Genomic DNA, 20,097 nt, shown 5'->3' with positions numbered 1-20,097 from the left:
GAGGGGCGCGACCGCCCCCGTACACTGACGAGGATTCCGAGGGAGACCCATGTCGTCGTATTCCGTGAACAAGTCCGACGCCGAGTGGCGCGAGGAGCTCGACCGCGACCAGTACGCGGTCCTGCGCGAAGCGGCCACCGAGCGCCCGTGGACCGGCGAGCTGCTCGACGAGCACCGCTCCGGCCTCTACACCTGTGCCGCCTGCAGCGCCGAGCTCTTCAAGAGCGGCACCAAGTTCGACTCCGGCTGCGGCTGGCCGAGCTTCTACGAGTCCGTGAACCCGGACGCGGTCCAGCTGATCGAGGACAGCACCCTCGGCATGGTCCGCACCGAGGTCCGCTGCGCGAACTGCGGATCCCACCTGGGACACGTCTTCCCCGACGGCTTCGGCACGCCCACCGGCGACCGCTACTGCATGAACTCGATCGCCCTGAACTTCCAGGCCGAGGGCGAGTGACCGTGTCCTCCTCCCCCGTGCTCGAGGCCGTCCTCGCGCGCCGATCGCGCTCGAAGGTGACGCCGGAGGCTCCGGGGCACGACGAGATCGCGGCGTTCGTCTCGGCGGCGTCGCGTCTCGCCGATCACAGCTCGCTGCGCCCGTGGCGGGTCATCGAGATCCGCGGCGCCGCCCGCGACCGGGTCGGCCGCAGCTTCGCGGTCGCCTCGGGGGCGAAGAAGGACCCGCGGAAGTACATCGAGAAGACGCACCGCGCCTCCCTGCTGCTGGCCGTCGTGGTCAGCGTCAAGAAGTCGAAGGTGCCGGCCTGGGAGCAGGAGGCCGTCGCCTCGGGCGTCGCCCACCTCCTGAGCCTGCTGCTCGACGAGGCGGGCTGGGGTGTCTTCTGGCGCACCGGCTCCTACACGCGCGACAAGGCCGTGCGGAAGGCGCATCGCCTCGAGAAGGGCGAGGAGCTGCTCGGCTGGCTCTACGTCGGCCGTCCCGACGGGAAGATCGGCGGCCCCAAGCGTCCCGTTCCCGCAGAGCGGCACCTCAGCATCCTCGAACCGTGAGACGCGGCGGGCCCCGATCCGGGCGGATCCGGGGCCCGCGATAGGGTGGCCGGGCGCGCGAGCGCACCTGCCGACGTGGCGCAATTGGTAGCGCACCCGACTTGTAATCGGGCGGTTACGGGTTCAAGTCCCGTCGTCGGCTCAGGAGAGAAGAAGGCCCCGACCGCTGTGTGCGGTCGGGGCCTTCTGCATGCGCGGGGCTCCTGCGCGTCCGGGGCTCAGCCCGCGGCGGCCGGAGTGGGCTCGGAGGAGGCCGGAGCCTCGGTGGAGACCGGGGCGTCGCTGGGAGCGGGGGTCTCGGTCGACGCGGGCGTCTCGGTCGACGCGGGGGCCTCGGTCGAGGCGGGCGTGTCACTCGGCGCCGGGGTCTCGGAGGAAGTGGGCGCGGGAGTCGCCGACGAGTAGGAGTCGGCGGCGGCCGAGAGCACGAAGGAGCTGAAGGCGTCCGGGTCGGTCAGCGAGCCCGAGTACGCCTCGCCGTTGACCAGGACGGTCGGGGTGCCCGTGACAGCGGGCACGTCCGTGCCGGGCAGCGGACCCGAGGTGGCGCGCTCGGTCGCGGCGCGGACCCAGCTCACGAAGCTCTGGTCGTCGATGCAGGTGTTCACGGCCGCCGTGTCCTCGACGCCCGCCTGCGAGGCGTAGTCCTTCAACTGGTCGTCCGAGAGTCCGTCTGTCCCCTCCGCCGGCTGGTTGGCGAACAGCAGGGAGTTGAAGTCGAAGAAGGAGTCGGGCGAGCGGTCCGCGACGCACGCGGCGGCGTTGGCCGAGCGCTCCGAGTACTTGGTTCCGTTGGAGCGGGTCGTGAGGATGGCGATCGGGTGGATCTCGACCGTCGCGGCACCGCTGGTCACCCACTCCTTGATCTGGTCGCCGTTGGTCTTCTCGAACTGGCCGCAGTAGGGGCAGAGGTAGTCGAGGTAGACCCGGATGTCGACCGTGCCGGCCGAGGTGTCGAGCGCGCTGGGGGTGGGCGTCCCGTCGGCGGCGACGGCACCGCTCGTCTGCGCGACCATGTTCTCGCCGATGACGACACCGTCGCTCGCCATGTTCGCCGGGCCCGGGCCCGCGGGGCGGATGCTCGAGGTGACGGCGAAGACCACGATCACGACGACCGCGATCACGACGGCGGCGAGCCCGCCCTGCAGGGCGAAGCGGCTCACGCGGTCGCGGCGCTTCTGCTGCTCGCGCAGGCGGCGCGCCTTCTCTCGGGCGGCCTCTCGTCGCTGGTTCTTCGAGAGACGGTCGTTGGCTCCGCCGGTGGTCATGACAAGAACGCTCCGAATGAGAGAGGGGGAAGAAGGGGGTCGCCGGGCGCGACTCGCCGGAATCCTACGCGCGAGCCCTGGGAAACCTCCAAACGACGGATACGCGGTGCCCGACCGACGACTGTCGGCCCCGTGGCATACTGTGACGGTTGGTCGGAGTCGCCCACGCGATGATGACCATCACTTCCATTCACTCGGATCGTCCGGCACGTACCTGCCGGTGAAGGAGCAAGAACAATGGCGTCCGTAACTTTCGACCACGCGTCCCGCGTCTACCCCGGGGCCACTCGTGCCTCCGTCGACAAGCTCAACCTCGAGGTGGGCGACGGCGAGTTCCTCGTCCTCGTCGGCCCCTCCGGCTGCGGCAAGTCCACCTCCCTGCGCATGCTCGCCGGCCTCGAGGAGGTCAACGAGGGCCGCATCCTCATCGGCGACCGCAACGTCACGGACGTTCCGCCGAAGGACCGCGACATCGCGATGGTCTTCCAGAACTACGCGCTGTACCCGCACATGTCGGTCGCCGAGAACATGGGCTTCGCGCTCAAGATCGCCGGCGTCAACAAGGACGAGCGCGCCGCGCGGGTCCTCGAGGCCGCGAAGATGCTCGACCTCGAGCCCTACCTGAACCGCAAGCCGAAGGCGCTCTCCGGTGGCCAGCGCCAGCGCGTCGCGATGGGCCGCGCCATCGTCCGCAAGCCCCAGGTCTTCCTCATGGACGAGCCGCTGTCGAACCTCGACGCCAAGCTCCGCGTGTCCACCCGCACCCAGATCGGCACGCTGCAGCGCCGCCTGGGCATCACCACGGTCTACGTCACCCACGACCAGACCGAGGCGCTCACCATGGGCGACCGCATCGCGGTCCTCAAGGACGGCCTCCTCCAGCAGGTCGGCTCGCCCCGCGACCTGTACGAGAACCCGAACAACGTCTTCGTGGCCGGCTTCATCGGCTCGCCCGCGATGAACCTCTTCCACGCGGACGTCACCGACGGCGGCGTCAAGTTCGGCGACACCGTCCTCCCGATCGCCCGCGAGGCGCTCGCGAAGACGAGCCAGAAGGTCGTCACGCTCGGCGTGCGCCCGGAGGACGTCACCGTCTCGACCCAGCCCGGCGGACTGCCGATCGAGGTCGACCTCATCGAGGAGCTCGGCTCGGACGGCTACCTCTACGGCCACACCGAGGTCGAGGGCCGCCGCACCGACATCGTCGCGCGCGTCGACGGCCGCGTGCACCCGACCGCGGGCGACCGCGTGTACGTGACCGCGAACCACCGCGTGCACATCTTCGACGCGGAGTCGGGCGAGCGCCTCTCCTGAGCCTCCTCCTGCACCGCACGCTGCCGCCGTCCCCTCCAGGGCGGCGGCAGCGTCGTCTGCGGCTCCCCCACCGTCCGACACGCGACACGAACGGCGCACCATGTCCGGCTCCCTGAACATCACCTCGGCCACCGTCGACCCGGCCCTGCTCGACCTGCCGTGGAACCTGCGGCTCGACGACTGGCCCGACGAGTACATCGCCGCCCTGCCGAAGGGCATCTCGCGGCACACGGTCCGTTTCGCCCACCTCTCCGGTCACGTCGTCGCCGTCAAGGAGACGACCGCCGAGATGTCGCGGCGCGAGTACGAGATGCTGAAGACGCTGCAGCGCCTCGACGTGCCGTGCGTGGTGCCGGGCGCGGTGATCACGAACCGCACCGACGACGAGGGCGAGGCCCTGCCCGCCGTGCTGGTCACCCGTCACCTCAAGTTCTCGCTCCCCTACCGGGCGCTCTTCTCGCAGACGCTGCGGCCGGACACGGCGACCCGTCTGGTCGACGCGCTGGCGCTCCTCCTGGTCCGCCTGCACGTGATCGGCTTCTTCTGGGGCGACGTGTCCCTTTCGAACACCCTCTTCCGGCGCGATGCCGGCGCCTTCGCCGCCTACCTGGTCGATGCGGAGACCGGGCAGCTCTACTCGGGCGGCCTCTCGAACGGCCAGCGCGAGAACGATCTGGAGATCGCCCGCGTCAACATCGCCGGCGAGCTGCTCGACCTCGAGGCCGGCGGTCGCGTCGACGACGACCTCGATCCGATCACGGTCTCCGACGGCATCGTCGCGGCGTACCGCAGCCTCTGGAAGGAGCTGACCGGTGCCGAGTCGTTCGCGACCTCGGAGCGCTGGCGGATCAACGACCGCGTGAACCGGCTGAACGAGCTGGGCTTCGACATCGAGGAGCTCGCGATCAAGACCGACGAGGCCGGGTCCACGGTGCGGATCCAGCCGAAGGTGGTCGACGCCGGCCACCACCAGCGGCGGCTGCTCCGTCTCACCGGGCTGGACGCGCAGGAGAACCAGGCGCGGCGCCTGCTCAACGACCTCGACTCGTACACGGCGACCTACGACAAGCAGGGCCTGGACGAGGAGATGGTGGCGCACGAGTGGCTGGCGCAGGTGTTCGAGCCGGTCATCCGCTCGATCCCCCGTGATCTCAAGGGCCGCCTGGAGCCGGCCGAGATGTTCCACCAGCTGCTCGAGCACCGATGGTTCATGTCGCAGCAGCAGGCGCGCGACGTCCCCCTGGCGGAGGCGGTCACCGCCTACGTGAACGACATCCTGCGTCACCGCCGCGACGAGGCGACGGTCATCGCTCCTCCCACCGAGGCGCTGACCCTCCCGAACCTCGTCCTCGACGAGTCCGGCGACGCCGAGCTCACCGACGAGGACGCCGACGTCGACTGGACCAAGAACGTCTGACCCCCCACCACCGCAAGAGGGCCCGTGCCATCAGCACGGGCCCTTTTCGCATTCCCCCGGCTCGCTCGCCGCAGGCGGCGCCCCTGACATCCAGACCCGTAGCGCGGGTGCCGGCGTGGTGAGCTGCAAGGCGGAGGAGGAAGCGATACCGGCGGTATCGCGCCCGACGACAACGCGGCAGATCGCCGCGCCGGCGCCCGCGCGGTGAGCTGCAAGGCGGAGGAGGAAGCGATACCGGCGGTATCGCGCCCGACGACAACGCCGCAGATCGCCGTGCCAGCGCCCGCGCTACTCGGAGGCGGAGCGGAGTTTGGAGATCTCGTAGAGCGCGACCGACGCCGCGATCCCGGCGTTGAGGGATTCGGTGGCGGAGCTGATCGGAATGGAGACGACGGCGTCGCACTGCTCGGTGACGAGGCGGGAGAGGCCCTTGCCCTCGCTGCCGACGACGACGAGGAGCGGCCGGTCGGCGAGTTCGAGGCCGGGCAGCATCACGTCGCCGTCGCCGTCGAGTCCGATGACGAAGACGCCGGCGCGCTTGAAGTCCTTGATCATGGCGGTGAGGTTGGACGCCATCGCGACGGGGATGCGCGCGGCGGCTCCGGCGGAGGTCTTCCAGGCGGCGGAGTTGAGGCCCACGGAGCGGCGCTGCGGGACGATGACGCCCTGGCCGCCGAACGCGGCGACGGAGCGGATGATCGCTCCGAGGTTGCGCGGGTCGGTGATGCCGTCGAGGGCGACGAGGAGGGGGACCGCTCCGCGGGAGACGCTGCGCTCGAGCAGGTCGCTCGGGTGGGCGTACTCGTAGGGCGGCACCTTCAGCACGAGGCCCTGGTGCACGGAGTCGGGGCCGGCGAGGCGGTCGAGCTCCGGGCGCATGACCTCGAGCACGGGAAGGCCGCGGGCGGTGGCGATCTTGAGCGCCTCCTTGACCCGGTCGTCCATCTCGATGCGGGTCGCGAGGTAGAGGGTGGTGGCCGGGATGCTGGCGCGCAACGCCTCGAGGACCGAGTTCCGGCCCGTCACCATCTCGAAGTCGTCGCCGCTCTTGGGCTTGCGCGACGGAGCGGGGCGCCCCTGTCCGCGGGCGGCCGCGGAGAGGGCTCCGCCGGGGCGGCCCTTGCCGCCTGCGGCGACGAAGCGCTCGCGCGCGAGCTTCGCCTTGCCTGCGGGGTGGTAGGGCCGGTCCTCGGCCTTGGGCGTGGGCTTCTTGCCCTCGAGGGCCTGACGGCCCTGACCGCCGGAACCGACGGCCTTGCCCTTGCTCTTCTTTCGGACCGCTCCGGGGCGGCCGGGCTTATTCGCCATCGAGACTCCAATGCGCACCCGTCTGGGTGTCTTCGATCGTGATTCCCGCCGCGGCGAGATCGGTTCGGATGCGGTCGGCGCTCGCCCAGTCGCGCTGCTCGCGCGCGGTCTGGCGTTCGGCGACCAGGCGGTCGACCAGCACGCTGAGCGCGCGGTACGAGGGTTCGTCGTCGGAGCGCGCCCACTCGGGCGCCTCCGGGTCGATGCCGAGCACGGCCGCCATCGCGAGCACCTGGGTGCGCAGGGCCGAGACGGAGCCGAGGTCCTCGGCGTCGAGGGCGGCGTTGCCGGCGCGCACGGTCTCGTGCAGGACGCCGATGGCCTGCGGGACGGACAGGTCGTCGTCCATCGCCTCGGCGAACTCCTCCGGGACCACCGGCTCGCCGAGCGCGGCGAACCGCGTGCCGTCGAGGCGGCGGCGGGAGCGCTCGAGGAAGCCCTCGATCCGCTCCAGCGCCGCTTCGGCCTCCTCGAGGGCCCCGTCGTGGAACTCGAGGGTGGAGCGGTAGTGGGCCGAGCCGAGGTAGTAGCGGACGACGAGCGGGCGGGCCGCCTCGAGCAGCTCGGAGGCGAACACCGAGTTGCCGAGCGACTTGCTCATCTTCTGGCCGATGACGGACACGAGACCGTTGTGCAGCCAGTAGCTGGCGAAGGCGTGGCCGGCGGCGCTGGACTGGGCGAGCTCGTTCTCGTGGTGGGGGAAGCGCAGGTCGAGCCCGCCGCCGTGGATGTCGAACTGGGTGCCGAGGTACTTCGTCGACATCGCGGAGCACTCGATGTGCCAGCCGGGGCGGCCGGCGCCCCACGGCGAGGCCCAGGCGGCCGACTCGGGCTCCTCCGGCTTGGCGCCCTTCCAGAGAGCGAAGTCGTGCGGGTCGCGCTTGCCGCGCGGGTCGGCGTCGGTCGCCGCCTCCATGCTCTCGAGGCGCTGGTGGGTGAGTGAGCCGTAGTCCGGCCAGGACCGCGTGTCGAAGTAGACGTCGCCGGAGTCGTCGGGCGCCGGGTAGGCGTGACCGCGCTCGATCAGGGTCTGGATGAGCGTGATCATCTCGGCGATGCTCGCGGTCGCGCGCGGCTCGTAGGTCGGCGGGAGGATGCCGAGGGCCGTGTACGCGGCGGTGAACTCGAGCTCCACGCGGTAGGCGAGGGCCCACCACTGCTCGACCGGCGCGCCCTCGGGCACCCGACGCCGCGCGTCCTCGGCGATGGCGAGGATCTTGTCGTCGATGTCGGTGACGTTGCGCACCAGGGTGACCTGGAAGCCGCGGTACGCCAGCCAGCGGCGCAGCTGGTCGTAGGCGAGGGCGGAGCGCAGGTGCCCGATGTGGGGCGAGGACTGCACGGTGGGTCCGCAGACGTACATCCCGACCTCGTTCTCGCGGAGGGGGACGAAATCGACGAGGGCCTGGGCCTTCGAGTCATGCAGTCGCAGAGTCACGCGGGCGAGTTTACCGGGCGGACCGCTCCCGGCCGGGTCGGCGGCTCCGCCCGGGGACTACCGGGTGACAGCGGGGGTGGGGACGACGAGTGCCGTCGCGGTCGCGGCGACCCCCTCGCCCCGGCCGGTGAAGCCCAGCGCGTCCGAGGTGGTGGCGGCGACGCTGACCGGTGCGCCGAGCAGCTCCGAGAGCAGCCTCTGCGCCTCGTCGCGCCGCGGCGAGAACTTCGGGCGGTTGCCGATGAGCTGCACCGAGACGTTGCCGACGGCGAAGCCGGCGGCCTCCACCAGCTCGCGGGTCGCGCGGAGAAAGACCTCGCCGTGGGCGTCCGCGAAGCGCGGGTCGGCCGTGCCGAAGCGGGAGCCGATGTCGCCGAGACCCGCCGCCGCCAGGAGCGCGTCGCAGATCGCGTGGGCGACCGGATCGCCGTCGCTGTGCCCGGACAGGCCCCGCTCCCCCGGCCAGTGCAGCCCGGCGAGCCAGAGCGGCGACGCGTCGTCGAAGGCGTGCACGTCCGTGCCGATGCCGACGCGCGGCACGACGACGACGGGCGGCGGTGCGAGCACCTGCTCGGCGCGGGCCAGGTCCCAGGGGGTGGTGATCTTGAAGGCGAGCGGGTCGCCGGCGACGACGATCGAGGGGCCGCCGCGCGAGGCGAGGAGCGCCGCGTCGTCGGTGAAGTCCTCCTCCGCCGAGGCGTAGGCCTCGTCGAGGAGCACGCGCGGGAAGCCCTGCGGCGTCTGCACCGCGGCGAGCTCGGAGCGGTCCACCGTGCCGAGGATCCCGCCGTCGGCGCGGATGCGCTTGATCGTGTCGGTAACCGGCAGACCCGGGATCACTCCACCGCGCGTCTCCCGGACCGCCGCGATCACCCGCTCGAACTGGTCGACGGGCGTGAGGGCGCGGGCGGCGTCGTGCACGAGCACCGTCTCGACGGCCGGACCGAGCGCCCGGAGCCCTCGAGCGACCGACTCCTGGCGGCTGGCGCCTCCGGCGACGACGCTGACGGAGCCGTCCGGGGCTCCGGCGGCGTGCGCGAGAGCGGCCGTCTCCTCGAGGAGGGCGGCGGGAGCCACGACGACGATCTGGACCGGCTCCGCGAGCAGCAGCACCGTGCGCAGGCTGCGCTCGAGGATCGTCCTCCCCGCGCAGTCGACGTAGGCCTTGGGGCGCTCGCGGCCGAGCCTCGTGCCGCTGCCGGCGGCGACGACGACGACGGCCGCGGTCGGCGCGCCGGCCGGACCGTTCAGGATGCGAGGACCTCGTCGAGGAGCACGGAGGCGGCGTCCTCGTCGGTCTTCTCGGCCAGGGCGAGCTCGGAGACGAGGATCTGGCGGGCCTTGGCGAGCATGCTCTTCTCCCCCGCCGAGAGGCCGCGGTCGCGGTCGCGGCGGGTGAGGTCGCGGACGACCTCGGAGACCTTGACGACGTCGCCGGACCCGAGCTTCTCGAGGTTGGCCTTGTAGCGGCGCGACCAGTTGGTCGGCTCCTCGACGACCTCGGCGCGCAGGACCTCGAACACGCGCTCGACGCCATCGCGGCCGATGACGTCGCGGACGCCGACCAGGTCGACGTTGTCGGCGGGCACCTCGATGACGAGGTCGCCCTGCGCGACGCGGAGCTTCAGGTACGTCTTCTCCTGGCCCTTGATCGTCCGGGTCTTCACCTCGGCGATCGTGGCGGCTCCGTGATGGGGGTAGACGACCGTCTCTCCGACCTCGAACTGCATGCGACGTCCTTTCAGCGGCGGACAGATTACCATGCGCGCCGAGCGGGACGGGAGTCCGGACGGGCGGAGCCGCGGTGCTCGCTACGCTAGCCTGGTGTCGGCTCGTGCACAGTGAAGTCGCCCTGTCCGGGGCGAGCGGGGCCGACGATCTGGAGGTTCCTGTGAAGGCGCGTATCGCTGCATCCGTCGTTCTCGCGGTCGGCGTCGCCCTCGCTACCGCCGGCTGCAACCTTGTCGCCCCGCAGGCGACGCGCAAGATCTACGACCCGAGCGACGGAGTCGGCGCGACGATCGGCGATCTCGCCATCCGCAACGCGATGATCGTCTCGGACGACGGCGAGGCCGGCACCCTGATCGTGACGCTCGTGAACTCCACCGATGAGGCGCTGAGCGTCGAGGTGCAGTACGAGGGCTCCGCGGGCCGCACCAGCGACACCGTCGACGCCGTCCCCGGCCGTACCGAGGTCCGCCCCGACAGCACCGAGGCCGTCCAGATGGACGACATCGACACCATTCCCGGCGGCCTGCTCCCCGTCTACTTCCAGTACGGCTCCGAGCAGGGCAAGGAGCTCCTCGTCCCCGTCCTGACGAACGCCCTCGAGGCCTACTCGACGCTGACTCCCGCTCCCTCCGCGACGCCGACCGTCACCCCGACGGCCGACCCCGCCCGGACCGCGCTCCCCACTCCCACCGCCGAGCCCGGCGTCGACGCTCCCACCGCGGAGTAGCCCCCTCCGCCCTCGAGGGCCGTCAACCCCGGAGGGCGTCCCTTCGTCGTCCCCGCAGGTCTCGATCCGCCGACTCCGTCGGCCACTCGACCACCATTCGCGCGACGTCCGGCTGCGCGCGTCTCGATACACCGACCACTCGAGCACCACGCCCTGAGCGACACCCCTGCCCGGCTCGTCGCGCAGCGACGGCCCACCCCACCTGGCTCGTCGCGCAGCGACGGCCTCGTCCCCCACCCCTCCAGTACAGGGTTGATCGCGGGTCCTGGCGGGGTGAGCTGCAAGGCGGAGGAGGACGCGATACCAGCGGTATCGCAACCGACGACAACGCCGCAGATCGCCCCGCCAGGGCCCGCGATCAAGCGTCGAAGCGGTAGCCGAGGCCGCGGACAGTAACCAGGAGCACCGGCTCCTTCGGCGTCTTCTCGATCTTCGAGCGGATGCGCTTGACGTGGACGTCGAGGGTCTTCGTGTCGCCGAAGTAGTCGCTCCCCCAGACGCGGTCGATGAGCTGGCCGCGGGTGAGGACGCGGCCCGCGTTGCGGAGGAGCATCTCGAGGAGCTCGAACTCCTTGAGGGGCATCGGGGTCTCGACGCCGTCGACTTCGACCGTGTGGCGTTCGATGTCCATGCGGACGGGGCCCGCGACGACGATCCGCTCCTCGCCGGGCTCCTCGGTGCGGCGTCGGAGGACGGCGCGGATGCGGGCGAGCAGTTCGCGGGTGGAGTAGGGCTTGGTGACGTAGTCGTCCGCGCCGAGCTCCAGGCCGACGACGATGTCCACTTCGGAGTCCTTGGCGGTGACCATGATGATCGGGACGGAGGAGCGGGTGCGGATCTCGCGGCAGACCTCGGTGCCGGGCATGCCGGGCAGCATGAGGTCGAGGAGGATCAGGTCGTAGTCGCTCTCGTCGAAGGCGGCGACGGCGCGGTTGCCGTCCTCGGCGACGGTGACGTCGTAGCCCTCGCGTTCGAGCAGGTAGCTGAGGGGCTCGCTGAGGGCGCTCTCGTCCTCGACGAGCAGGATGCTGGTCACGCGTGTTCTCCTATCGGGGCGGTCGCCGCGAAGGGCGTCCGGGCGGGGTCGGCTTCGGGGAGCCGGATGGTGAAGGTGGAGCCGCGGCCGGGCTTGGACCAGACGCGGACGTCGCCGCCGTGGTTCTGCACGGCGTGCTTGACGATGCTGAGGCCGAGGCCGGTGCCGCCGGTGTGGCGGGAGCGGGCCTGGTCGACGCGGTAGAAGCGCTCGAACACCCGGTCGAGGTCCTCCTCCGGGATGCCGATGCCCTGGTCGGTGACGGCGATCTCGACGACTCCGCCGGTGGAGCGGACGCCGATGCCCACGCGGGAGCCGGCGGGCGAGTACTGGATGGCGTTGGCGAGGAGGTTGTGCAGCGCCGAGACGAGCATCTTCTCCTGCCCCACGACGTAGGCCTTCTTCATCCCGCCCTTGACCAGGGTGACGTCGTGCGACTCCGCCATGACGTGGGTGGTCTCGAGCGCCGCCGTGACGACGTCGTCGACGCGGATGATCTCGGCGGAGCCGGCGACGTCGGCGGCCTGGAGGCGGGAGAGCTCGATGATCTCGCGGGTGATCTTCGCGAGGCGGTGCGACTCCTGGGTCAGCCGGTGCGCGAAGCGGCGCACCTGCTGGGGGTCGTCGGCGGCGGAGTCGAGGGCCTCGGCGAGCAGGCCGACGGCGCCGATCGGGGTCTTCAGCTCGTGGGAGATGTTGGCGACGAAGTCCCGGCGGACGGCCTCGAGCCGGCGCGCCTCGGTGTGGTCCTCGGCGATGACGAGGACGTAGCGGGAGCCGAGGCGGGTCGCGTGGACGACGAGCGTCACGGCGGCGTCGGAGAGCGGGCTGGTCGCGAGCTCGAGGTCCTGGACGATGTCGTCGCCGAAGCGGCGGACGCGGTCGACGATGGCGGCGAGGTCGGGGTGGAGCAGCGTGTCCTGCGAGACCAGGCCGAGCGCGACGGCGCGGGTGGACGCCTTCAGCACGTTGTGAGACGGGTCGGTCACGAAGGCGGGCGAGCCGACGGCGTCGATGATCGCCTCGATCCCCTCGGGGAGCCCGACCGAGATCACGTCCTGCGCGATGCGGCCCTGGCGGGCGGCGAGCGTGAGCACGGTCGTCAGAAGGATCCCGATCGCGACACCGAGAACGAGCGACAGAACCACGATCAAGCCCGAATCCACGGACCCAGGCTAACCATCCACCGGGCGTCCCCCTACCGGACGCCCGTCGATCCTCCGGGGGTCGAGTACTGTTCAAAAGCCCGGCACCGTCCGTTAACCTGCCGTGGTCATCATGACTGCGCCTGCGCCCACGGAGTGCAGTCGCAGCGGCGTGCGAGGTGCTCGCCGCAGATCCGGCGCCGTCGTCCGCGCGCGCCGTAGAGAGGGTCGAACACAGATGCGCGAAGTTTTCCAGCAGGAGCTGGCCGAGGTCCAGGAACGACTCGTCGAGATCTCCGGACTCGTCGAGATCGCCATCGAGAAGGCGACCCAGGCGTTCAACCACTCCGACGTCACCCTCGCGGAGGAGGTCATCGCGAGCGACGCGCGCATCGACGAGCTGGCCATCAGCCTCGACGAGCTCGCGATCGACATCCTCGCCCGGCAGAACCCGGTCGCCCGCGACCTGCGGATCGTCGTCTCGGCGCTGCGCATCAGCGCGTCGCTCGAGCGGATGGGCGACATCGCCGAGCACATCGCCCAGCTCTCGCGCTACCGCTTCCCCGACAAAGTGGTCCCCAAGAGCCTGCGTCCGACGTTCGTCGAGATGGGCCGCCTCGACGTGGTCGTCGCGCACAAGCTGACCGACCTGCTCCGCTCGCAGGACCCGCGCATCGCCGAGGAGATCCGCGACGAGGACGACAAGATCGACGAGCTGCACGTCAGCGTCTTCGACAAGGTGCTCAGCGAGGCGTGGAAGGGCCAGGCCGCCGACACCGTCGACGCGACCCTCGCCAGCCGCTACCACGAGCGCTTCGCCGACCACGCCGTGTCGATCGCCAAGAAGGTCCAGTACCTGATCTCGGGCGACTACTCCTAGTCGACACCGCGGGCTCCGGCCCGTCTCACCGTCCGGCCCGCAGGAACGATCGTCTCCTGCGGGCCGGACGTGTCCGTGCCGTCCCCGTCGGAGCTGCGGACGGGAACGGCCCGCCGGAGTCGAGGACTCGGGCGGGCCGTTCGCGCGTGCGGGTCGGTGCTACTTCTTGGCGCCCTGGGCGGCGACGGCGGCGGCACCGGCGGCCGCGGCCTCCGGGTCGAGGTAGCGCGCCTCCCCGATGGGCTCGAAGTCCTCGTTCAGCTCGTAGACGAGCGGGATCCCGGTCGGGATGTTGAGCTCCGCGATGTCCGAGTCCGAGATGCCGTCGAGCGTCTTCACCAGCGCGCGGAGGGAGTTGCCGTGCGCGGTGATCATGACGGTCTTGCCCGAGGCGAGGTCCGGCTTGATGTCGGACTCCCAGTAGGGCAGCATCCGCTCGATCACGAGCTTCAGCGACTCGGTGCGGGGCAGGGCGTCGCCGAGGTCCGCGTAGCGCTCGTCGTGCGCCTGCGAGTACTGGTCGTCGTCGTCGAGCGGGGGCGGCGGCACGTCGAAGGAGCGGCGCCAGGTCTGGAACTGCTCGGGGCCGTACTCGGCGAGGGTCTGCGCCTTGTCCTTGCCCTGCAGGGCGCCGTAGTGGCGCTCGTTGAGGCGCCAGGAGCGCTTGACGTCGATCCACAGGCGGTCGGCGACCTCGAGGGCGATGTTGGCGGTCTGGATCGCGCGCGTCTGGCGCGACGTGTAGACGATGTCGGGGTGCAGGCCCGCGTCGGTCAGCAGCTCGCCGGCGCGGGTGGCCTCCGCGACTCCCTGCTCGGTCAGGCGCACGTCGACCCAGCCGGTGAAGAGGTTCTTCTGGTTCCACTCGCTGTTGCCGTGGCGCACGAGGATGAGGGTGTAGGTCTCGGACATGCGTCCAGCTTAGAGGCGGCCCCCTCGCCCGCGGATACGCTGGAGAGCATGCCCATCGGAGCCGTCACCCGCGGAACGACGGGCACGAACCGCCTCCGCCGGGTCGACCGCCGGCTCGCCGAGCTGCCCGTAGTGCGCAGCACCGCCTCCCCGCTCGTCGTCGATCTCGGCTTCGGGGCGAGCGCGGTCACCACGCTCGAGCTGCACCGCCGGCTCGTCCGGGCCGCGCCCGACGTCGAGGTGCTCGGCCTCGAGATCGAGCCCGCCCGAGTCGACACCGCTCGACGCCAGCTCGCCCGGGTGAGGGAGGGCGGCACGCCGTTCCCCGCGGACGCGCGCGTGCGCTTCGAGCGCGGCGGCTTCGAGGTGCCCCTGCCCGCGGGGCGGCGGGCGGGCGTCATCCGCGCCTTCAACGTGCTCCGCCAGTACGACGAGGACGCGGTGGAGGGAGCCTGGGCGACGATGACGGACCGTCTGCAGCCCGACGGCGTCCTGGTCGAGGGCACCTGCGACGAGATCGGCCGCATCTGCACCTGGATCGAGGTCGGCCGGGAGGGCCCGCGCTCGCTGACCCTCTCGCTCCGGCTCGCGGCGATCCCCTCGCCGATGACGGCGGCCGAGCGCCTGCCGAAGGCCCTCATCCACCGCAACGTGCCCGGCGAGGGCGTGCACGCCTTCCTCTCCTCCCTCGAGCGGGCGTGGACGCTGAACGCCCCTCTCGCCGTCTACGGTCCGGGTCAGCGCTGGATCGCGGCGGTCCGGGACCTCCGGCCGGAGTGGCCGGTCCTCGGCGGGCCGCGGCGCTGGCGCCTGGGCGAGGTGACGGTCGCGTGGGAGGCGGTCGCCCCCTCCTCCTGAGCGCCGGGCCTGAGCACCGGGCCTGAGCACCGGACCTGAGCACCGGACCTCCTGAGCCCTAGGCGAGCGGGGGCAGGGCGGCCCGCGCCTCGGCGGGAGCGGCGCCGGTCGCCGTGAGCAGGTCGACGACGAGCGGGCGGAGCAGGACGAGCACCGTCTTCTCGGCGAGGCGCGCCTCCGGGATCAGCCGCTGGGGGTCGAGCGTGGTCGCGAGCAGCACGAGGTCCTGACGCGCCAGGGCGAGCACCGACGGATCGGCGACCGCGCGGCCGAGCAGCGCGATGCCCGGGCCGAGGGCGGCGACCGCTCCGGCGAGCTCCGGCCGCGGGGCGCCGTCCCGGACGAGGAAGTCGGTGCGGCGCGCGACGATGCGCAGGTTGCGGGTCGCGAGGTCCAGCGCGGACAGCATCACGGCCTGGCGGGAGAGCTCGCCGCGGTGCCGGCGGACGAACGGCGAGATCCGGGCGACGCCGGTCGCGGAGTCGAGCGCCGCGGTCCAGCCGTCGATGACCGGCTGCGTCCCGCGGATCCGCTCGAGGGCTGCGGTGGACGCCGAGGAGTCGCCCCGGCGGAGCGCCTCGGCCAGCTCCTCCACGGTCCGGCTGAGCGCGGTGAGGAGCCGGTGCGCCTCGGCCCGCGCTGTGCGCAGCGGCGGGCGGGGCACGATCGCCGTGCAGAGCAGCGCCGCGAGCCCGCCGATCAGGCCGTCGACGCTCCGGGTGAAGACGCCTCCGTCCGGCGCAGGGAGGACCATCACCAGCATCGCCTGGGTCCCGGCGGCCACCGCGAACCCCGGCGAGGGCGAGAGGGCCCGGCCGAGCGTGAAGACGATCGCGAGGACGACGGCGAGCTGCCAGACGCCGCTCCCCCACAGCAGGAGCAGGACCTCGCTGGCCGTGATGCCGATGAGCATCCCCGTCGCTGTCTCGGCCACCTGCTTGGGGCGGGTGTCGCGCGCGATGCCGAGGCTCGAGATCGTGGCCGTCAGCGCCAGCACCGGCGCGGGGTGCCCGAGGAGGAAGTGCGCGACGGAGTAGGCGAGGGTCGCCGCGAGCACGATCTGCAGCACGGCGGGGAGCGACGCCCCCGCGCGGGCGAGGGCGCGCGCGGGACTCAGCTCGGGGGTCCGGACGAGACCGCGCAGCCGCTCGGCCGCCCGGCCCCGCTCGGCGGGACGTGCGGCCACCACGGCGTGGCCTACCTGGTCGTCGCCCCGAGGCGGGGCAGGCGGGGCACTCCCGCCTCCGCTCCGGCTCCGGGCGGGACCACGACCTCCTGGGCCGCGGCCACGCGCGAGTCGCCGGCCAGCACGGTCAGCTCGAGATCCACCGGGACGCTCCGCTTGACGACCGCGAGAGCGACCGGTCCGTCCTCGTAGTGCCAGGCGCTGGAGGTGACCGTGCCGACGTCGACCGGCTCGCCGCCCTTGAGCGCCGTGACGACGTCGCCGTGGGCGGGGAGGACCGAGTCGGAGCCGTCGAGCTGCAGCAGGACCAGGCGCCGGGGCGGGTGGCCGAGATTGTGCACCTTCGCCACCGTCTCCTGGCCCCGGTAGCAGCCCTTGGCGAGGTGCACGCTCGAGCGGAGGAGGTCGAGCTCGTGCGGGATGGACCGCTCGTCGACCTCGGTCGCGTGGCGCGGGCGCCAGGCGGCGATGCGCAGCGCCTCGAGGGCGTCGACTCCCGCGAGGGCCACTCCCACCCCGACGGCCGTCTCCGCGAGGGCCTCGAGGGCCGCTCGCGGGACCAGGACCTCGCGGAGCTCCCAGGAGGCCCCGGGGTGCTCTGTGGTCAGCGCATACTGCCAGCCGCCCGGCTGGACCTGCGACCACGGGTCGCTCCAGACGACGGGCTCCTCGGCCAGGGACAGGGCGAGCGTCAGGGCCGGCCCGTCGCCGAGGGCGGCGAGGGTCGCGAAGTCGTCGGTGCGGTCGGCGACCTCGACGCGGAGCATGAAGCGCATCCGGTCGAGCCAGGCGGCCAGGCCGGCCGTCTCGTCGCGGTCGAGCAGGAGCCAGGCGGTCTCGCCGTCGTCGACGAGGCGGATGACGTGCTCGATCCGGCCGGTCGGGTCGAGCAGGAGCGTCTCGGCGGACGCGCCGGGAGCGAGGCGCGAGACGGCCTGGCTGGTGAGCGAGTCGATCCAGGTGAGGCGGTCCGGCCCCGTGACGGTCACGACGCCGCGGCCGGAGAGGTCGACGAGCGCGGTGCCCGCGGCGAGAGCGCGCTGCTCGCGGAAGGGCTCGCCGTAGTGGGCGGCGACGCCGGGCTCGGCGGCGCTCGTCGTCGCGACGGCGCCCGGGGCGGCCAGGAGCGGGGAGAGCGCGTCAGTCGACACGGGCGAGCCGTCCGGAGGAGTGGGTCCGCAGGCCCTGGCCGAGCGCGGCGATGTCCCACGCCCACAGCAGGTGGTCGTCGACCAGGCCGTAGAGGCGCGTGGCGGCGGCGTAGTCCTTCGCCGCGGCGGTGCGCATCACCGCGTCGGTCGCGAGGTCGATCCGCGGCCCCTTGACCTGGCCGAGGTAGAGCTCGCTGACCCCGTCCGGGTGCACGAGCGAGACCTCGATGTCGAACCCGCCGGCGGCGTTGCGCAGCGTCTCGACGGACTCCGCGTCGGGGAAGGCGGGTGCGCCGCGGCCGGGCAGCATTCCCGGGCCGGCGTCGGAGTCGGTCAGAGCGCGGCTGAGGCGCCAGTAGCCGGTCTCGGTGACCAGCGGCCGGGGCGCCTCCTCGGCGCCCTCCTCGATCAGCCACGTGTAGGAGTTGTAGTTGAGGTACGGGAGGCCGTCGTAGCTGAAGCTGATGCGATGGCCGAACTCGGCCTGGACGGAGTCGTCGCCGATCGTGTAGTCGATGACGCCCGAGCCCTCCCAGACGCCGAGCAGCCAGGACAGGGGGACGAGCTCGGGCGGCAGGCCCGACGGAAGCGAGATCACTCGGGCTCCGGCGGCGGCTAGCGCTGGCCGCGGTAGAGCTTGTAGACGACCACGCCGGAGACCCACGCGATGGCGAGGGAGGCGAGCCCGAGCAGACCGAGGTAGAAGAGTTCCAGGGCGAGAAGCATGCGCTCATCCTACCCGCCGCCTCCGACGCAGGGGCGGGGCGGACGCGACCGCTCAGGCGGTGCGGATCCGGGCGCTCGGGACGGGAGGACGCGACTGCTCAGGCGGGGAGGAGGAGGGCGATCCCGCTCGCGACCGCGACCACGGCCATCGCTCCGACGATGCTCGTCATCGCGCGGAGGAGGTACCCCTCGGCGCGGGCCACGGCGAGCTGCACCGCGAAGGTCGCGAGCAGGCAGCCGCCGAACGTCAGCGCGAGCCAGAGCTGCCGGGACTCCGGAGCGGCGATCGCCAGCGTCAGCACGGAGCCCGCGAGTGCGAGCGCCCAGACGACTCCGATGCCCACCCGATCCCTGCCCATCCGACAATTGTGCCCCAGGCGGACGCCCCTCCCGGCCCGCCGCTAGTATTGCGGGCAGACCAGTTCTGGAGGATCCGTGGCGCAGTTGTTGATACTGACCTCGGCGGGAGGCGCCGAGGTGCTCCCCGCACTGGGGCTCCTCAGCCACCGGACCCGGCAGATCCCCGCGGAGCCCGCCCAGCTCGTGAACGCCCCGAGCTGCGATCTGATCCTGGTCGACGCGCGGCAGGACCTCGCCAGCGCCAAGTCGCTCTGCAAGATCCTCACGACCACGGGCATCAACGTCCCCCTCATCCTGATTCTCACGGAGGGCGGGCTCACGGCCGTCTCGGCCGACTGGGGCGTCAACGACGTCATCCTCGACTCGGCCGGCCCCGCCGAGGTCGACGCCCGCATCCGCCTGGTGATCGGCCGACTGGCGCAGGAGCAGTCGACCTCGCGCATCCAGGCGTCGGGCGTCGTGATCGACGAGGCCAGCTACTCCGCCAAGGTGCACGGGCGCCCGCTCGACCTCACCTTCAAGGAGTTCGAGCTCCTCCGCTTCTTCGCCACGCACCCCTCGCGCGTCTTCACCCGCGAGCAGCTGCTGAGCGAGGTGTGGGGCTACGACTACTTCGGCGGCACCCGCACGGTCGACGTGCACGTGCGGCGCCTCCGCGCGAAGCTCGGCGACCTGGAGTCGCTGATCGGCACGGTCCGCAACGTCGGATACCGCTTCAACGTGTACGAAGAGGACAATGAGCGAGTCGCTCAACCTGTCCGTTGAGGACCTGGCCGATCCCGCGGTGGCGGCCGGCCTCGAGCACCTGATCGGGCGCGCCGCCTGGTTCGACCACCAGCCCCCCTTCAGCGACCAGACGCTCGTCGACGCCCGGGCCGGCTCGCGCACCCTCCTCGTGGGGCTGCGCGCCGACGTGGTCGTGGCGGCGGCGATCCTCGGGCAGGGCGAGCTGGAGTTCGTCGTCGATCCGGAGTGGCGCGGGGTCGGCTTCGGCACCGCGACCCTGGAGCAGGTCCTCGCGAGCGGCCGGACGGGCCTGCTCGCCTGGGCGCACGGCGACCACCCCGCCGCCCGGGCCCTCGCGGCCTCCCACGGCTTCGCACCGGTTCGCACCCTCCTGCACCTCGAGCTCGAGCCGCTCGCCGCCCCCGAGGTCCGCGTCCCCGAGGGCGTCGTCCTCTCGGACGCCCGCGACCTCGCTCCGGCCGAGTGGATCGCCCTGAACGCGCGGATCTTCGCCGCGCACCCCGAGCAGGGGCGGATGACGGAGGAGGACCTGGCGGCCCGCCGCGCCGAGCCGTGGTTCGACGAGGGCGACTTCCTCCTGCTCCGCGACGCCGACGGCACGCTCCTCGGCTACGACTGGCTCAAGATCGAGCCCGGATCGACGACCGGCGAGATCTACGTCCTCGGGGTCGCCCCCGAGGCGGCCGGACGGGGACTCGGCCGCACCCTGCTGAACGCCGGGCTCGCGCGGATGCTCGAGCGCGGCTGCACCACGGCCGACCTCTACGTCGAGGCCGAGAACCGGTCGGCGGTGGCGCTCTACCGCTCGCTCGGGTTCACGGACGCCTCCGTCGACGTGCAGTACCTGCAGCGGGCTGCGCCGCTGCGCTGAACCGGCACTCC

At 72.2% G+C, this 20,097-nt stretch carries 21 protein-coding genes and 1 tRNA gene; 10 read left to right on the top strand and 12 right to left on the bottom strand.

What is annotated here, in order from left to right; all coding sequences use genetic code 11:
* The first annotated feature begins 49 nt into the window (after window positions 1-49).
* The 3 genes from msrB (at window position 50) to C5C36_RS06310 (ending at window position 1,153) form a co-directional block, all read left to right on the top strand.
* On the top strand, window positions 50-457 hold the full coding sequence (gene msrB / locus C5C36_RS06320) for a peptide-methionine (R)-S-oxide reductase MsrB (protein WP_104224596.1): 408 nt from the start codon (window positions 50-52) through the stop codon (window positions 455-457).
* Entirely contained in the window at window positions 454-1,011 is a 558-nt protein-coding gene (locus tag C5C36_RS06315; RefSeq protein ID WP_104309425.1) for a nitroreductase family protein, read from the top strand. Before msrB ends, C5C36_RS06315 begins: the two co-directional genes overlap by 4 nt.
* A 69-nt stretch (window positions 1,012-1,080) precedes the next feature.
* A tRNA-Thr gene (locus C5C36_RS06310) sits at window positions 1,081-1,153 on the top strand.
* Window positions 1,154-1,229: 76 nt separating this feature from the next.
* On the opposite strand, the gene C5C36_RS06305 is transcribed toward C5C36_RS06310, so the two are convergent.
* Window positions 1,230-2,279 carry a thioredoxin domain-containing protein gene (locus tag C5C36_RS06305; protein WP_104224594.1) on the bottom strand — a complete coding sequence of 350 codons (1,050 nt, stop codon included), beginning with the start codon at window positions 2,277-2,279 and terminating at the stop codon, window positions 1,230-1,232.
* A 237-nt stretch (window positions 2,280-2,516) separates the two neighbouring features.
* On the opposite strand from C5C36_RS06305, the gene C5C36_RS06300 reads away from it, so the two are divergent.
* Window positions 2,517-3,593: an ABC transporter ATP-binding protein gene (locus C5C36_RS06300; protein ID WP_104224593.1), complete on the top strand. Its 1,077-nt coding sequence runs from the start codon at window positions 2,517-2,519 to the stop codon at window positions 3,591-3,593.
* A 100-nt stretch (window positions 3,594-3,693) separates the two neighbouring features.
* Window positions 3,694-5,010 carry a DUF4032 domain-containing protein gene (locus C5C36_RS06295; RefSeq protein ID WP_104226481.1) on the top strand — a complete coding sequence of 439 codons (1,317 nt, stop codon included), beginning with the start codon at window positions 3,694-3,696 and terminating at the stop codon, window positions 5,008-5,010.
* 288 nt (window positions 5,011-5,298) lie between these two features.
* Here the strand turns inward: C5C36_RS06295 and rlmB are convergent, their stop codons facing one another.
* From rlmB to C5C36_RS06275, 4 genes are read right to left on the bottom strand one after another with little or no spacing between them, the layout of a single operon-like run.
* Window positions 5,299-6,318: a 23S rRNA (guanosine(2251)-2'-O)-methyltransferase RlmB gene (gene rlmB, locus C5C36_RS06290; protein WP_104224591.1), complete on the bottom strand. Its 1,020-nt coding sequence runs from the start codon at window positions 6,316-6,318 to the stop codon at window positions 5,299-5,301.
* A complete protein-coding gene (gene cysS, locus C5C36_RS06285) occupies window positions 6,308-7,756 on the bottom strand; it encodes a cysteine--tRNA ligase (RefSeq protein WP_104258202.1) in 1,449 nt (482 codons plus the stop codon). Before cysS ends, rlmB begins: the two co-directional genes overlap by 11 nt.
* Before the next feature lie 57 nt (window positions 7,757-7,813).
* Window positions 7,814-9,010 (bottom strand): 2-C-methyl-D-erythritol 4-phosphate cytidylyltransferase, encoded by a 1,197-nt coding sequence (gene ispD, locus C5C36_RS06280; RefSeq protein ID WP_104309431.1) that lies wholly within the window; start codon window positions 9,008-9,010, stop codon window positions 7,814-7,816.
* Entirely contained in the window at window positions 9,004-9,486 is a 483-nt protein-coding gene (locus C5C36_RS06275; RefSeq protein WP_104226484.1) for a CarD family transcriptional regulator, read from the bottom strand. Before C5C36_RS06275 ends, ispD begins: the two co-directional genes overlap by 7 nt.
* A gap of 161 nt (window positions 9,487-9,647) precedes the next feature.
* Between C5C36_RS06275 and C5C36_RS06270 the strand changes: the two genes are divergently transcribed.
* A complete protein-coding gene (locus tag C5C36_RS06270; RefSeq protein WP_104224588.1) occupies window positions 9,648-10,214 on the top strand; it encodes a hypothetical protein in 567 nt (188 codons plus the stop codon).
* A 358-nt stretch (window positions 10,215-10,572) separates the two neighbouring features.
* Here C5C36_RS06270 and C5C36_RS06265 read toward each other — a convergent pair whose 3' ends face one another.
* Both C5C36_RS06265 and C5C36_RS06260 read right to left on the bottom strand, forming a co-directional pair.
* Window positions 10,573-11,250 (bottom strand): response regulator transcription factor, encoded by a 678-nt coding sequence (locus C5C36_RS06265; RefSeq protein WP_104261014.1) that lies wholly within the window; start codon window positions 11,248-11,250, stop codon window positions 10,573-10,575.
* Window positions 11,247-12,416, bottom strand: a complete 1,170-nt coding sequence (locus C5C36_RS06260; RefSeq protein ID WP_104224692.1) for a cell wall metabolism sensor histidine kinase WalK — start codon at window positions 12,414-12,416, stop codon at window positions 11,247-11,249. Before C5C36_RS06260 ends, C5C36_RS06265 begins: the two co-directional genes overlap by 4 nt.
* A 217-nt stretch (window positions 12,417-12,633) precedes the next feature.
* On the opposite strand from C5C36_RS06260, the gene phoU reads away from it, so the two are divergent.
* Window positions 12,634-13,275, top strand: a complete 642-nt coding sequence (gene phoU / locus C5C36_RS06255) for a phosphate signaling complex protein PhoU (RefSeq protein ID WP_104224693.1) — start codon at window positions 12,634-12,636, stop codon at window positions 13,273-13,275.
* A gap of 159 nt (window positions 13,276-13,434) precedes the next feature.
* Here the strand turns inward: phoU and C5C36_RS06250 are convergent, their stop codons facing one another.
* The gene (locus C5C36_RS06250) at window positions 13,435-14,187 is read right to left on the bottom strand and encodes a phosphoglyceromutase (RefSeq protein ID WP_104263060.1); all 753 of its coding nucleotides are present in this window, start codon (window positions 14,185-14,187) and stop codon (window positions 13,435-13,437) included.
* A gap of 48 nt (window positions 14,188-14,235) precedes the next feature.
* Between C5C36_RS06250 and C5C36_RS06245 the strand changes: the two genes are divergently transcribed.
* Window positions 14,236-15,045: a class I SAM-dependent methyltransferase gene (locus tag C5C36_RS06245; protein ID WP_104263061.1), complete on the top strand. Its 810-nt coding sequence runs from the start codon at window positions 14,236-14,238 to the stop codon at window positions 15,043-15,045.
* A gap of 58 nt (window positions 15,046-15,103) precedes the next feature.
* Here the strand turns inward: C5C36_RS06245 and C5C36_RS06240 are convergent, their stop codons facing one another.
* From C5C36_RS06240 to C5C36_RS06225, 4 genes are all read right to left on the bottom strand, one after another.
* Window positions 15,104-16,234 (bottom strand): aromatic acid exporter family protein, encoded by a 1,131-nt coding sequence (locus tag C5C36_RS06240; RefSeq protein ID WP_104309424.1) that lies wholly within the window; start codon window positions 16,232-16,234, stop codon window positions 15,104-15,106.
* A gap of 8 nt (window positions 16,235-16,242) precedes the next feature.
* Complete coding sequence (locus C5C36_RS06235; RefSeq protein WP_104263063.1) at window positions 16,243-17,382, bottom strand: folate-binding protein YgfZ; 1,140 nt, start codon at window positions 17,380-17,382, stop codon at window positions 16,243-16,245.
* Window positions 17,372-17,980 carry an FABP family protein gene (locus C5C36_RS06230; protein ID WP_104224698.1) on the bottom strand — a complete coding sequence of 203 codons (609 nt, stop codon included), beginning with the start codon at window positions 17,978-17,980 and terminating at the stop codon, window positions 17,372-17,374. Before C5C36_RS06230 ends, C5C36_RS06235 begins: the two co-directional genes overlap by 11 nt.
* Window positions 17,981-18,206: 226 nt before the next feature.
* Window positions 18,207-18,467, bottom strand: coding sequence for a hypothetical protein (locus C5C36_RS06225; protein WP_146084588.1), 261 nt, complete (start codon window positions 18,465-18,467; stop codon window positions 18,207-18,209).
* A gap of 76 nt (window positions 18,468-18,543) precedes the next feature.
* Between C5C36_RS06225 and C5C36_RS06220 the strand changes: the two genes are divergently transcribed.
* Window positions 18,544-19,233: a winged helix-turn-helix domain-containing protein gene (locus C5C36_RS06220; protein WP_104224700.1), complete on the top strand. Its 690-nt coding sequence runs from the start codon at window positions 18,544-18,546 to the stop codon at window positions 19,231-19,233.
* Window positions 19,205-20,086 (top strand): mycothiol synthase, encoded by an 882-nt coding sequence (mshD, locus tag C5C36_RS06215; RefSeq protein ID WP_104249369.1) that lies wholly within the window; start codon window positions 19,205-19,207, stop codon window positions 20,084-20,086. The genes C5C36_RS06220 and mshD overlap by 29 nt, the downstream gene beginning before the upstream one ends.
* Window positions 20,087-20,097: the final 11 nt, after the last annotated feature.

Origin of the sequence: Rathayibacter sp. AY1G1, from assembly GCF_002932095.1 — a bacterium.
In the GTDB taxonomy this organism is placed as follows: domain Bacteria; phylum Actinomycetota; class Actinomycetes; order Actinomycetales; family Microbacteriaceae; genus Rathayibacter.
This window is presented reverse-complemented; position numbering and strand designations above follow the sequence as displayed.

Excerpts from the sequence above, each read along its gene's own strand:
- C5C36_RS06225 (WP_146084588.1), bottom strand. The coding sequence starts at position 18,467 with ATGGGCAGGGATCGGGTGGGCATCGGAGTCGTCTGGGCGCTCGCACTC.
- C5C36_RS06305 (WP_104224594.1), bottom strand. The coding sequence starts at position 2,279 with ATGACCACCGGCGGAGCCAACGACCGTCTCTCGAAGAACCAGCGACGA.
- phoU (WP_104224693.1), top strand. The coding sequence starts at position 12,634 with ATGCGCGAAGTTTTCCAGCAGGAGCTGGCCGAGGTCCAGGAACGACTC.
- C5C36_RS06250 (WP_104263060.1), bottom strand. The coding sequence starts at position 14,187 with ATGTCCGAGACCTACACCCTCATCCTCGTGCGCCACGGCAACAGCGAG.
- C5C36_RS06295 (WP_104226481.1), top strand. The coding sequence starts at position 3,694 with ATGTCCGGCTCCCTGAACATCACCTCGGCCACCGTCGACCCGGCCCTG.
- C5C36_RS06275 (WP_104226484.1), bottom strand. The coding sequence starts at position 9,486 with ATGCAGTTCGAGGTCGGAGAGACGGTCGTCTACCCCCATCACGGAGCC.
- msrB (WP_104224596.1), top strand. The coding sequence starts at position 50 with ATGTCGTCGTATTCCGTGAACAAGTCCGACGCCGAGTGGCGCGAGGAG.
- mshD (WP_104249369.1), top strand. The coding sequence starts at position 19,205 with ATGAGCGAGTCGCTCAACCTGTCCGTTGAGGACCTGGCCGATCCCGCG.
- C5C36_RS06300 (WP_104224593.1), top strand. The coding sequence starts at position 2,517 with ATGGCGTCCGTAACTTTCGACCACGCGTCCCGCGTCTACCCCGGGGCC.
- C5C36_RS06245 (WP_104263061.1), top strand. The coding sequence starts at position 14,236 with ATGCCCATCGGAGCCGTCACCCGCGGAACGACGGGCACGAACCGCCTC.
- rlmB (WP_104224591.1), bottom strand. The coding sequence starts at position 6,318 with ATGGCGAATAAGCCCGGCCGCCCCGGAGCGGTCCGAAAGAAGAGCAAG.